Raw genomic sequence first — 12,660 nt, 5'->3', positions numbered from 1 at the left:
TAAATTAAGTTAGTCGATTAGTTTATTTAACTTTTTAGGCAAATTGACTTGCGCCAATTTAAACCGGCAGCGCGGCATCGCTACCGGTTTTTTCATATACGATTTTTACATAGGCATCTTAGTTTTTACGTAAATCTTTCTGTTATTCATGTCAAATTTTAATTCCCCGGTTCTTTCCATCATGTCTAAGACTTGTTTCAAATTGGCATCTCGGGGTATATATCCACTATAGATATTGTTCGCAACACTTCCAAAATCCACTTCCACGTCATACCATCTAGCCAATTGCTTCATGATTTCGTATATGGGTGTTTCATTGAAAACAAAGTCCCCATGCTTCCAAGCCAAAACTTCTTCTATGTCTGCATCACTTACCGAAGTCACAGCTGCTGCTTTACTTAAGGTCAACTCTTTTCCGGGATTTAACTGTAAAATTTGCCTGGTGCGCTTGTTTATTACGTTTACACGACCTGTGACAAGTGTCGAGGTTTCGCTGGGCTCGTCCTGATAAGCCTTTATATTAAAGCTTGTACCGAGCACCTGAATATCTTGATGTCGCGTATGGACCGTAAATGGTTGGTTTTCTTGTTTGGAAATCTTCGACTCGACTTCAAAATAGGCTTCACCATCAAGTTCAACCTCCCGCCGGGCCTTACTAAATCGAACGGGAAATTTGAGTTTGCTGCCGGCATTGAGCCATACTTTGGTTCCATCACTCAATATCACTTTGTACTTTCCACCATTTGGTATCGCAATCTCATGATATACCAAAGCTTCGCCTTCCCTTGTTGCATCCTTATTGTAACCTATAACTGCTTTTAGTTTACTTAACACTTGAAACCCATCTGTATTTTCGCTTTCGCTTCGGGTTGAATCCAGCTTGATTTTAGTGCCATCTGCCAGCGTTAGAATTGCCTGATCTTTAGCTGCTGTTATCTCTCCGGGTGGTTGAATTATCGCACGGTTATGATGGTGATTTTGATAGTAAAAGAAAATAAATCCGGAAACGAAACATATAACGATCGCGGCTGCATAACCGAAATTTAACGAAAGTCTGCTCTTCGGACGCCCCCCACAGAAATGGTCCTCCATTATTTCGCTTAGATAATGATCTATGTCACCCGATTGGACAAGATGATAGAACGCTTCCAACTCCTCTTCTGTAGCGGAGCCGGCGCGGTATCTGTGGATTAATTCTTTATAAAAAGCGTCTTTGTTCATCTCGTTTATGCAGTTTATCGGAACTACATAATTTAAGACACTCGAACGCTCATTTAGGGTACCTAAGAAATAAAACTTTTTTAAAAATCTGAGAATTGTAAATTAGCTTTTCATGGGTTGCTTAGAAACCGGGGAATCGCCAACGGTATAATTGGACAATGGTACCCATGGTATTTGCTTTCACTGATTTATCTGAAATCAAAAAAAAATTAAAAAAACAAGATGATTAATACTGAATCATCTTGTTTTTTCCCGTTCGTACCTTATTCGACGAATTTTTTAGCGTATCGTAACTTGGTTTGGATTATCGTTCCGCCGCACAGTTCCCGCAGGCATCAATGGAAATCAAAATCAGGACAAATGCTTGCTTACTTCTTCCACTTCAACCTCAGACTATTGCTTACTACACTTACACTGCTTAATGCCATCGCTGCACCTGCAATCATGGGATTCAGCAAGAAACCATTTATTGGGTAGAGTATACCTGCGGCAACCGGAATACCGATAACATTATAGATAAATGCCCAAAACAAATTTTGTTTAATGGTAGTCACCGTCTGCTTTGACAAGCGGATAGCCTGCGCTATTTTAGTCAAATCTGAGGAAATGATAGTCATTTTCGCAACATCCATTGCAATATCACTTCCTTTTCCCATTGCTATACTTACATCGGCAGTTGCAAGAGCGGTGCTATCGTTGATACCATCACCAACCATCGCCACTAATTTGCCTTGCCTTTGCAATTCTTTTATAAAATCGGCTTTGTCCTGCGGCAAAACCTCGGCCTTGTAGTGCTTAATGCCCGTTTGTTGTGCAATCGCTTTAGCGGTTGCTTTGTTATCACCGGTAAGCATATATAGGTCAATACCCATATCTTGTATTTCCTTGATGGCTTGTATCGAAGTAGCTTTAATTTGGTCAGCAATCGCAATGACAGAAAGTGCTTGTGTGCTATTGGAAAACCAAATAACGGTTTTAGACTGCTCACCCCATTGATTAGCTTGCTGTAATAGCTGCTCTGCAATAGTAATGTTATTTTCCACCAACAGCTTTTTATTACCGACGTAATAGGTTTCGTTATGATAGTCGGCTTTTACGCCTTTACCTGTGATGCTGTCAAACCGTGATAAAGCGGTGGTTTCTATTCCTCCTAAATGTTTTACCACGGCTTCTGCCAATGGATGCTCTGACTGCTTTTCGATACTCAGTAGAATATCTTTGGCTGCATCATCATTATTCAACCACAGCATACCGGTTACCTGCGGTCTGCCTTCCGTAACTGTTCCGGTTTTATCTAATACGATTGCATTTACTTTTTTCGCTAATTCAAGACTCTCTGCATCCTTAATCAAAATACCTTTTTCAGCACCTCTTCCCACACCTACCATAATGGCCGTCGGTGTGGCCAAGCCCAGAGCACAGGGACAGGCAATTACCAGTACCGTAACGGCTGCCAATAAACCTTGTACAACTCCATTATCTCCTCCGAGAATAAACCATAAAAGGAATGTAAAAATGGCAATAGCAATCACGACAGGAACAAAAATACCAGCAATCTTATCTACCAGCTTTTGTACAGGTGCTTTGCTTCCCTGCGCGTCCTGTACCATTTTAATGATTTGTGCAAGCATGGTTTCCTTGCCCACTTTTACCGCTTTGAACCGGAAGCTACCTTTCTGGTTAATGGTACCCGCAAATACTTTTTCGTTTTCCTTCTTTAATACCGGTACAGGCTCACCACTCAACATACTTTCATCTACATAAGATGTTCCCGATATAACCAAACCGTCCACTGCGATTTTTTCTCCTGGTTTTACGAGAATTATATCACCCTCATTCACATCTTCAATCGCTTTTTGTCTTTCATTACCATTAGCTTCAATTACAATAACTGTTTTTGGCTGCAAGCCCATTAGTTTTTTGATCGCGGAAGAGGTATTACCTTTTGCTTTCTCTTCTAATAATTTGCCTAACAGTATGAATGCAACAATGACGGCCGCTGCCTCAAAGTAAACGTGTGCGTGTAACCCTCTTTGATGCCAGAAATCCAAGAAAAGCATATTAAACACGCTGAACAGATAGGCTATACCTGTACTTAGTGCTACCAATGTATCCATATTGGCAGAACGGTGCTTCGTCTGTTTCCACGCGTTGACAAAGAAGTCTTTACCTAACCATAAAACAACAGGGGTTGAGAAAAACCACATTATTTCATTGGCGAAAGGCATATCCATTAAGAACATCCCAATGATCACTACAGGAAGCGATAGTAATACGGCCCATATCGTTTTATTTTTTAGCTTCTTAAATTTATCTGCATGGATAGCTTCTAATGTTTCCTGCTGTTTGGTTTCATCTTCAATCAGTAAATCGTAACCTACTCCTCGAACAGCCTCTTGCAGTTTGGCAGCATTGGTCATATTTGGCAGGTACTCAACCGTAAGATTGCCAGTTGCAAAGTTTACAGCGGCGCTGACAACCCCGTCTTGGTACTTGACAATGCTTTCAGCGCTCGCGGCACAAGAAGCACATGTCATGCCTAATACCGGAAATGAATTTTTGACTGTGGGAACTCCGTAGCCTAAATCTTTAATGACCTTCACAGCTTCCCCAATTACGGCGTTATCCGTTACCCTAATAGCTGCCCTGTGGTTATTCAGTTCTACTTGGTGGCTTTCTACTCCACTTATCTGTGCAAGTCCTTTCTCGACTATTAATGCGCAGTGTTCACTTTCTACATCGGTTAATGGAATATAAACTGTTTCTTTAGTCGCCATATGCTGATTGCTTTGTTTTTGCAATACAAAATTGGCAACAATATCACCATGTTTTATTATGAAATTATAGGATTGATTTGTAAGATTTACTTATATCTTGTCCAACAGCTTTGACCATTAATTTGATATTGTTATCAATATGCTAAAAATTAAATGAAAGCTGAGATGGCAATGTTCATCCAAAAGAAAATGCACCAACGTACCTCTAATGGCCCCTCGATAAGGGCTTTGAGCGTTTTCATCGTTTGAACCATATGTTTTTTTATTGCATTTCGACTTATACCCAACTCACGAGCTACTTGATCATAGGTTTTTTGCTCTTCGCGGCAAAGCTTGAATATACGTCGAGCGGTAGGTGTTAAACCATCCAACGTTTCATGCAAATAACGTTGATATTCTTTCAATTGAACTTCGTTTTCTGTCGTTTTTTCATTGGTTGGATAATAGCTCAGTACTTCTACCATCGTAATGCGGGAATTGCTTGCCTTTCTTAAAATATTCAGGGTGTGATTTCGAGTGATCGTGAAAAGGTAGGCCTTGAAAGATTTTATTTCCACTAAACTCGCTCGATTATGCCATATTTTAATAAATATCTCCTGACAGACATCTTCGGTTAAATCCGGTGATTTAACATAAGCTAAAACAAATGAATAAACCCGTTTAAAGTATTTACCATATAGTGTGTAAAATGCTTTTTCGCTACCATTCGCCAATTTCTTGATTAAGATAGATTCATCGGGATTAAAATAGGCCTTCATCTTTCAAAAATTTGTACCCAACCGTGTAAATAAAAGTATCGCTTATACGAGCGCATTGCTTTTCCCAAAATGTCTTTAAGACAGGTATGATCAGTTAGCTTTTCACAATGCTAGAGAAAAAAAAAGAGTATAACAAACCAGTTACAAACGCAACCGTTTGCGTAAAATAGCGGATTATCTTTTTGACGCTCCGATTCATCGCTCGGAAAAACATCCGAATTAATCGCTAATATAAACGGCCAATCATCCTATCATTTTGATAAAGGCCCTATCAAGATGATAGTTTTTTTTTTGCAAGACCTAAGAAGGCAAAAAGAATTAAACAACTAAAATACAAGCAATTAAACAAAACAAGACACGATTGGAATGCTTTTGGCACCCTGCGGTCAAAACAATATTAAAAATGAACAAAATCAATCAAGACGAAATTCCGGATATTATCTCCGCCGAGATCCTGGAAATAAAACGGGAAATAAGCGAATTATCAAGGGAAAACCTCGCAGGGGCGCTTCAAGTGGTCGTAAGCTATATTCGCGACCGGATAACCGTACATGAAATTGCGAAGGTCATCTATTCCATCTCCCTTGTAGGCTGGATATACAATTGCGGGAACGAACGAGTTAAAGATCTGATAGAAAATCTATTTGTACGCTCGTTCAACGGCATGCGGAAATTATGCAGTCAATATGAGTGGGGCTTAATTGAGAAACGCATTCCCATAAAACTATTAACAGTATATACCAAGCAGCAGTATTAACTGAACGCCATGAGAAAGTTACGAAGCAAATTGAGAAAAAAAGTCATAAAACCACAATGGAATAGGCCATTTGCTATCCTTATTTCTCTCTTTATTATTTTCATTATCGTCGGTATCATTATCCGTGTGATCAATTAAAAGAAAACAAAAATCATGCTCACCCTTCTTCTAATACTTATCGGCATTCTCTGTTTTGCCCTTTTCTTCAAACTGGTGGATTATTTCGAAAAAATATAAAATCATGACAGCGCTATTTATCATCTCAATTGGTGTTTTTGCATACATTCTGTACGTCTTGCTAAAACCTGAAAAATTCTAAAAATCAATATTCAGTACTTAAGTAAATCAACATTTAGTTAAAAAAAAATGAACACAGAAATATTTGGAGTCGTTTTCATGTTCCTTCTGACTTGCGTCTTAGCGATTCCGTTAGGAAAATATATAGCTAAGGTATATAGTGGCGAACGCACTTGGCTCGACTTCCTTTTTGGCAATATAGAAAACACTATCTATCGCCTTGGCAAAATCGATTCAAAACATGAAATGAGCTGGAAACAACATTTAGCTGCTTTATTGACTATAAATTCCATATGGTTCCTTGTCGGTATGTTTATTTTGATGAATCAGGACTGGCTTCCCTTAAATCCGGACACTAATCCGGCCATGTCTGCTCATTTAGCATTTAACACGGTTATCTCCTTTGTGGTCAATTGCAACTTACAACACTATTCGGGAGAAAGTGGTCTGAGTTATTTAGGACAACTTTGGCTGATGTTTTTGCAATTTGTAAGCGCGGGAACCGGAATGGCTGCAGCAGCCGTATTATTTAATGCACTTAAGGAACGAACTACAGACAAGCTCGGAAACTTTTACGTGTATTTCCTGAAATCTTGTACACGTATTTTACTTCCCATTTCACTTCTCGTGGCTATCCTACTTGTATTTAATGGTACACCTATGACTTTCGAAGGGAAAGATACAATGATTTCGTTGCAGGGAGATACGGTTCAGGTTGCTAGAGGACCCGCTGCCAGTTTTATTGCTATTAAGCATGTTGGAACCAATGGTGGAGGCTTCTTTGGTGCAAATTCAGCACATCCCTTTGAAAACCCTAATTATCTGACCAATATGGTAGAAATGGTCGCGCAAATGATTATCCCATTAGCCATGATTTTTGCATTGGGCTATTATTTAAACCGGAAGAAGCTTTCCTATATGATTTTTGCCACCATGACGGCTGGGTTCTTAGCTCTAGCTATTCCAAACGTACTCATGGAGATGCGAGGTAATCCTGCGATTGGAAGCATGGGAATTGACAATGCCTTAGGCGCTATGGAGGGTAAAGAAATTAGGTTTGGAGCCGCGGCCTCGGGATTTTGGAGCATCGCCACCACTGTCATTTCCACTGGCTCCGTGAATGCTATGCATGACAGTACCATGCCGTTATCCGGCATGAACGAATTGTTAGCGATGATTACCAATAGCTTTTATGGAGGTGTGGGTGCAGGCATACTGAATTTTTATATCTTCATTATTCTCGCTGTTTTTATTAGTGGATTAATGGTAGGTCGCACACCCGAGTTTTTGGGAAAAAAGGTAGAAGCCCGAGAGGTAAAAATAGCCATTATTATTGCGCTTGTACATCCCTTTCTAATACTAGCCGGTACGGCCTTATCGGTTGCCTTACCTCAACTTACACTAAGCACGTTAAATAATCCCGGTTTTCATGGCTTCAGCGAAATGCTTTACGAATTTACTTCTTCATCCGCAAATAATGGCAGTGGATTTGAAGGACTTGGGGATAACACACCTTGGTGGAATATCAGTACAGGTATTGTATTAATTCTTTCACGATTTATTCCCATTATTGGTCCGGTTGCTATCGCCGGCTTACTTGCCAACAAAAAGTATACACCCGAAAGCGCGGGAACATTAAAGACGGATACAGCAACTTTTGGCTTGATGGTATTTGCTGTCATTGTGATCATTGCCTCGCTTACTTTCTTTCCCGCATTAGCATTAGGGCCTATTGCAGAATATTTTACCATGAGATAAATGACAGTCTATTACTTGGTGGAAGGCAATCAGAACAAAAAATTATTTACAAATGAAATCAGAAAAAAAATCACTGTTTCAACAAGAGCTCGTTAGTGAAGCTTTTAAACAGTCGTTCATAAAACTCAGTCCCCGGATCATGTTCCGCAATCCCGTTATGTTTACGGTGGAGATAGGGACCTTTGTCATGTTCGGTGTATGCATTTGGACACTCATGGGCGAGAAATCGCAAGGGAGCATTGCCTACAACCTATCTATTTTCTTAGTGCTTTTTATAACCCTCCTTTTTGCCAATTTTGCAGAGGCTATAGCAGAAGCACGAGGTAAAGCCCAGGCCGACTCATTGAGAAGGACCCGGGAGGAGACTCCAGCCAAACGTTTGGCATCCGATGGCAGCATTACGCAAATCGCGTCTTCCTCCCTTCGAAAAGGAGATGTTTTCTTTTGCGAGGCGGGGGATATCATACCTACCGACGGCGAAATTATTGAAGGCTTAGCAACAATTGACGAAAGTGCCATCACCGGTGAATCGGCTCCGGTTATCCGCGAAGCAGGAGGCGATAAAAGCAGTGTAACCGGCGGAACGAAGGTCTTGTCTGATCGCATCCGCGTACGCGTAACAACAGAACCTGGAGAGAGTTTCCTCGATAAGATGATTGCATTGGTAGAAGGGGCTAGTAGGCAAAAAACGCCTAATGAAATTGCATTGACTATTTTGCTTGCGGGTTTCACTTTGGTATTTATTATTGTTTGTGTTACGCTAAAACCATTTGCTGACTATGCAAATACACCGATCACCATTGCTGCGTTTATCTCCTTGTTCGTATGTTTAATACCTACGACCATCGGTGGACTGCTAAGCGCCATCGGAATTGCGGGCATGGACCGTGCTTTGCGAGCCAACGTCATCACGAAGAGCGGTAAAGCCGTAGAAACCGCGGGCGACATTGATGTATTATTGTTGGATAAAACAGGTACCATAACGATTGGCAACCGAAAGGCAACGCACTTTTACCCCGCCCAAGGCGTGGATGACAAACGATTTATAAGGGCTGCGGTTCTGAGTTCATTAGCGGATGAGACTCCTGAGGGCAAATCGATCATTGAATTGTCCATAAATCCTGAACACAAATTTGCTGCCATGGGTACTACTCTATTGAGTGAAGCTTCAAAAAATCGAAGCAAATTGCAATTTATTGACTTTACGGCCGAAACGAGATGTTCGGGGGTTGATCTCGAAGATGCGACCAAAATACGGAAAGGGGCGACCGATGCAATACGGAACTTAGTCGAAAAAAGTGGAAACAACTTTCCGAAAGAAATAATCGGCCGTGTTGAGGAAATTTCTTCAAACGGAGGAACACCCTTGGTCGTTTCTGAAGAGGACGCCACGGGAAATGTACAGGTTCTAGGCGTCATAGAACTTCAAGACATTATTAAACCAGGCATTCAGGAGCGTTTCTCCCGGCTTCGAAAAATGGGTATCAAAACGGTCATGGTGACCGGGGACAATCCATTAACTGCCAAATTTATCGCAAATAAGGCTGGAGTGGACGACTTTATTGCAGAAGCGAAACCAGAAGATAAGATGAACTATATCCGAAAGGAACAAGCTTCCGGTAGGCTGGTAGCTATGATGGGTGACGGAACAAATGATGCGCCCGCTCTTGCACAAGCAGACGTAGGAGTTGCCATGAACAGTGGTACGCAGGCGGCGAAAGAAGCTGGCAATATGGTGGATTTGGATAACGATCCTACCAAGCTGATTGAAATTGTAGAGATTGGAAAACAGTTACTTATGACTCGAGGTACGCTAACCACGTTTTCGATAGCTAACGACGTGGCAAAATATTTTGCGATCATTCCTGCGTTGTTCATCAGCGCGATTCCCGCCTTGCAGGGACTTAATATTATGGACTTGCACAGCCCGGAAAGTGCTATACTTTCTGCTGTTATTTTCAACGCAATTATTATCCCTCTCCTCATTCCATTAGCGTTAAAAGGTGTCGCCTATAAACCGATCGGCGCCAGTGCCCTTTTAAGGAGAAATCTTTTCATCTATGGATTGGGAGGCATCATCATACCTTTTATCGGCATCAAGTTGATCGATGTTATGGTAGCACTGTTTATATAGAAGTTAGAACAAATCATCATGAAGAAGAATTTTTTTTCAGCAATTACATTAACCGTCTTAACCATCATACTTTTTTCCGGAGTGTATACAAGTGTGGTATGGGCCATTGCACAAATTTCACCGAATCGCGGAGAAGGCGAGATCGTTTTAATAGACGGAAAAAAATACTACACGAACATTGGCCAGTCGTTTACGGTAGACAAGTACTTTTATTCTCGGCCATCAGCGGTTGACTATAATGCGGCTGGCTCTGCCGGCAGTAATAAGGGGCCATCAAATCCGGAATACTTAGCAACTGTTCAAGCGCGCATCGATACACTATTAAAGCATAATCCGGGAATTCAGAAAGCAGATATCCCGGTTGATTTGGTAACTGCAAGCGGTAGCGGTTTGGATCCCAATATCAGCGTTAAAGCTGCACAGGTGCAGATACAACGAATTGCCCGTATCCGTGGCATCGCTCCAGAAAAGATTGCTTCGTTAATCGCGAATCACACGGAAAAACCCGTATTGGGCATGTTAGGACCCGAAAAAATCAATGTCCTTAAACTTAATTTAGCTTTAGATCATATACAATAACGATTTAATTATCAAGATGAAACAAATCATTAGTGCCCTGGCATTTTTACTAAGTACACTCCATATATTCGCGCAAAACGATCATCAATCGCCGTTGACAATAAGTGGCTACGCTGAAATTTATTACTTGCATGATTTCAATCGTCCGTTGAGCAACACACGCCCAAGCTTTGTGTACAGCCACAATCGTACGGATGAGGTTAACGTAAATCTAGCTTTTGTAAAGGCGAATTATACAAACGACAGGCTTCGCGCAAATGTGGCGCTCGCAGCGGGCACTTATATGAATGCCAACTATGCTGCTGAAACGGGTGTACTTAAAAACATCTATGAGGCCAATGTAGGTATAAAACTTTCAAAGCGTCATGAGCTTTGGCTTGATGCAGGGATTATGCCTTCTCATATTGGATTTGAAAGTGCTATTGGAAAAGATAATTGGACCTTAACAAGAAGCCTACTAGCAGATAACTCGCCCTATTTTGAGACAGGCACAAAATTGAATTATACCAGTGCAGATGGCAAGTGGTACCTAGCAGCACTTTATCTTAATGGTTGGCAGCGTATCCAACGGGTAGACGGTAACACAACGCCCGCATTTGGTCATCAGCTTACCTTCAAAGCCAACGATGCCATTACCCTAAATAGTAGTTCTTTTATAGGAAGTGACAAAGCAGACAGCGTACGACAGATGCGTTACTTTCATAACTTTTATGCGCAATTCCAGCTGAATGAACGTCTCGGTATTATTGCGGGCTTCGATTTCGGAGCTGAACAGGAGGAAAAAGGCAGCAGCAAATATCATACATGGTATACACCCATCATCATCGCCCGCTATGGCCTTACACAAAATCTTTCTATTACTGCTCGTGGAGAATATTATCAAGATAAAGAGGGTGTAATAATTTCAACCGAAAACCCGGCAGGATTTAGTACTTGGGGTTATTCCATGAATGTCGATTATCAATTGTTTCCAAATGTAGTCTGGAGAACGGAAATCAGACGGCTGGCAAGTAAAGATGAGATTTTCATTAAACGGAACCAATCGGCCACTTCTAACAGTACGACGCTTGCAACAGCACTTGCATTGAGCTTTTAATACTTATTGGCCACTTCCGATAATATAATGCATCAACACATGAAGATAACGTCAATTACATCTATTTTTGGTGAAAGGAATACGTTATCTTCTATAAGTAGACATATCATTTCTTCAATAGCAAGCAAATGGAAGAAGAGAACCAACAAGCTGCACATTTTCTCGACCTGATAAAGAAATCACGGCAGGGAAAGTTCAAAGTGTATATAGGAATGAGCGCAGGCGTAGGCAAAACCTATAGAATGCTGCAGGAAGCACATATGCTACTTAGAAACGGCATAGATGTAAAGATCGCTTATGTAGAAACCCATAACCGTACGGAAACGCAAGCCTTGTTGGCAGGTTTACCGATTATCCAACGACGCAAACTATTTTACCGAGGCAAGGAACTAGAAGAATTAGATGTTCAGGGCGTACTAAATTTAAGGCCGGAAGTCGTCATCATTGATGAATTGGCACATACCAATATAGAAGGAAGCAAGAATGAAAAACGATGGCAAGATGTTTTGGAAATTATTGAATCCGGTATCAACGTCATCAGCGCTGTCAATATTCAGCATATTGAAAGCTTAAATGATGACATACGAAAAATTACAGGAATTGAAGTTAAAGAGCGTATTCCTGACAAAATTATCACATTAGCCGATGAGGTTGTCAACATTGATTTGACAGCGGACGAACTAATCGATCGCTTAAAAGAAGGAAAGATTTATACGGCAGACAAGATAGAAACCGCTTTACAGAATTTTTTTAGGAATGACCATATCCTTCAATTACGGGAGCTCGCATTAAAGGAAGTGGCGGGCCATGTCGAACGAAAAGTTGACGCCGTAGTGCCGCCATTAGAGGCGTTGCGATCCGAGCGCTTCCTGGCCTGTATTAGTAGCAATGAACAAAAAGCGAAAACGGTCATCCGTAAAACGGCTAGGTTAGCCAGCTATTACAATGGACAATGGTATGTGCTCTATGTGCAAACGCCCAAAGAGGCTACCGTAAAAATACCTTTGGATAAACAACGTTATCTCATTAACAATTTGAAACTCGCAACAGAATTGGGCGGAACGGTATTGCAGATACAACATAAAAATGTACCGCTTGCTATCTCTGAACTAGCGATCAAGTACAAAGTAACCACAGTCTGTATCGGCAAACCGCGTCTCAATCTGTTTCGCATTATTTTAGCAACGGGTATCTTCAATCAATTATTAAGAAAATTATCTGACAATGATATCGATCTTATTATTTTATCTTGATCCTACTAAATTGTAACGTGTATACTTGTC

The 12,660-nt window shown here is 41.0% G+C and carries 10 protein-coding genes; 7 read left to right on the top strand and 3 right to left on the bottom strand.

Annotated elements, in window-relative coordinates:
- Positions 1–105: 105 nt before the first annotated feature.
- The 3 genes from M1D52_RS10390 to M1D52_RS10380 form a co-directional block, all read right to left on the bottom strand.
- A complete protein-coding gene (locus M1D52_RS10390) occupies positions 106–1,221 on the bottom strand; it encodes a FecR family protein (RefSeq protein WP_437392515.1) in 1,116 nt (371 codons plus the stop codon).
- A gap of 368 nt (positions 1,222–1,589) precedes the next feature.
- Positions 1,590–3,998, bottom strand: coding sequence for a heavy metal translocating P-type ATPase (locus tag M1D52_RS10385; protein WP_437392514.1), 2,409 nt, complete (start codon positions 3,996–3,998; stop codon positions 1,590–1,592).
- Between the two features lie 149 nt (positions 3,999–4,147).
- A complete protein-coding gene (locus tag M1D52_RS10380) occupies positions 4,148–4,756 on the bottom strand; it encodes an RNA polymerase sigma factor (RefSeq protein WP_289551635.1) in 609 nt (202 codons plus the stop codon).
- A 403-nt stretch (positions 4,757–5,159) separates the two neighbouring features.
- Here M1D52_RS10380 and M1D52_RS10375 point away from each other — a divergent pair, with 403 nt between their 5' ends.
- The 7 genes from M1D52_RS10375 to M1D52_RS10345 all read left to right on the top strand — a co-directional run bounded on the left by M1D52_RS10375 (position 5,160) and on the right by M1D52_RS10345 (position 12,630).
- A complete protein-coding gene (locus tag M1D52_RS10375) occupies positions 5,160–5,513 on the top strand; it encodes a DUF7674 family protein (RefSeq protein ID WP_437392513.1) in 354 nt (117 codons plus the stop codon).
- A 241-nt stretch (positions 5,514–5,754) separates the two neighbouring features.
- Positions 5,755–5,832 (top strand): potassium-transporting ATPase subunit F, encoded by a 78-nt coding sequence (locus tag M1D52_RS10370; protein ID WP_354004802.1) that lies wholly within the window; start codon positions 5,755–5,757, stop codon positions 5,830–5,832.
- A gap of 47 nt (positions 5,833–5,879) precedes the next feature.
- Positions 5,880–7,568: a potassium-transporting ATPase subunit KdpA gene (gene kdpA, locus M1D52_RS10365; protein ID WP_437392512.1), complete on the top strand. Its 1,689-nt coding sequence runs from the start codon at positions 5,880–5,882 to the stop codon at positions 7,566–7,568.
- 52 nt (positions 7,569–7,620) lie between these two features.
- Positions 7,621–9,702 carry a potassium-transporting ATPase subunit KdpB gene (gene kdpB, locus M1D52_RS10360; protein ID WP_437392511.1) on the top strand — a complete coding sequence of 694 codons (2,082 nt, stop codon included), beginning with the start codon at positions 7,621–7,623 and terminating at the stop codon, positions 9,700–9,702.
- A gap of 18 nt (positions 9,703–9,720) precedes the next feature.
- The gene (locus tag M1D52_RS10355) at positions 9,721–10,281 is read left to right on the top strand and encodes a K(+)-transporting ATPase subunit C (protein WP_437392510.1); all 561 of its coding nucleotides are present in this window, start codon (positions 9,721–9,723) and stop codon (positions 10,279–10,281) included.
- A 16-nt stretch (positions 10,282–10,297) separates the two neighbouring features.
- A complete protein-coding gene (locus tag M1D52_RS10350) occupies positions 10,298–11,377 on the top strand; it encodes a porin (RefSeq protein ID WP_437392509.1) in 1,080 nt (359 codons plus the stop codon).
- A 128-nt stretch (positions 11,378–11,505) separates the two neighbouring features.
- On the top strand, positions 11,506–12,630 hold the full coding sequence (locus tag M1D52_RS10345; RefSeq protein ID WP_013667494.1) for a sensor protein KdpD: 1,125 nt from the start codon (positions 11,506–11,508) through the stop codon (positions 12,628–12,630).
- The last annotated feature ends 30 nt before the right edge of the window (positions 12,631–12,660 follow it).

This window comes from Olivibacter sp. SA151, assembly GCF_054130995.1.
The sequence above is the reverse complement of the archived record's forward strand: the minus strand, read 5'-3'. Positions and strand labels throughout refer to the sequence as shown.

Bases quoted from the DNA above. Each gene is read 5' to 3' on its own strand.
- M1D52_RS10345 (WP_013667494.1), top strand. From the start codon at position 11,506: ATGGAAGAAGAGAACCAACAAGCTGCACATTTTCTCGACCTGATAAAG.
- M1D52_RS10370 (WP_354004802.1), top strand. From the start codon at position 5,755: ATGACAGCGCTATTTATCATCTCAATTGGTGTTTTTGCATACATTCTG.
- M1D52_RS10375 (WP_437392513.1), top strand. From the start codon at position 5,160: ATGAACAAAATCAATCAAGACGAAATTCCGGATATTATCTCCGCCGAG.
- M1D52_RS10390 (WP_437392515.1), bottom strand. From the start codon at position 1,221: ATGAACAAAGACGCTTTTTATAAAGAATTAATCCACAGATACCGCGCC.
- M1D52_RS10350 (WP_437392509.1), top strand. From the start codon at position 10,298: ATGAAACAAATCATTAGTGCCCTGGCATTTTTACTAAGTACACTCCAT.
- M1D52_RS10385 (WP_437392514.1), bottom strand. From the start codon at position 3,998: ATGGCGACTAAAGAAACAGTTTATATTCCATTAACCGATGTAGAAAGT.
- kdpA (WP_437392512.1), top strand. From the start codon at position 5,880: ATGAACACAGAAATATTTGGAGTCGTTTTCATGTTCCTTCTGACTTGC.
- M1D52_RS10355 (WP_437392510.1), top strand. From the start codon at position 9,721: ATGAAGAAGAATTTTTTTTCAGCAATTACATTAACCGTCTTAACCATC.
- M1D52_RS10380 (WP_289551635.1), bottom strand. From the start codon at position 4,756: ATGAAGGCCTATTTTAATCCCGATGAATCTATCTTAATCAAGAAATTG.
- kdpB (WP_437392511.1), top strand. From the start codon at position 7,621: ATGAAATCAGAAAAAAAATCACTGTTTCAACAAGAGCTCGTTAGTGAA.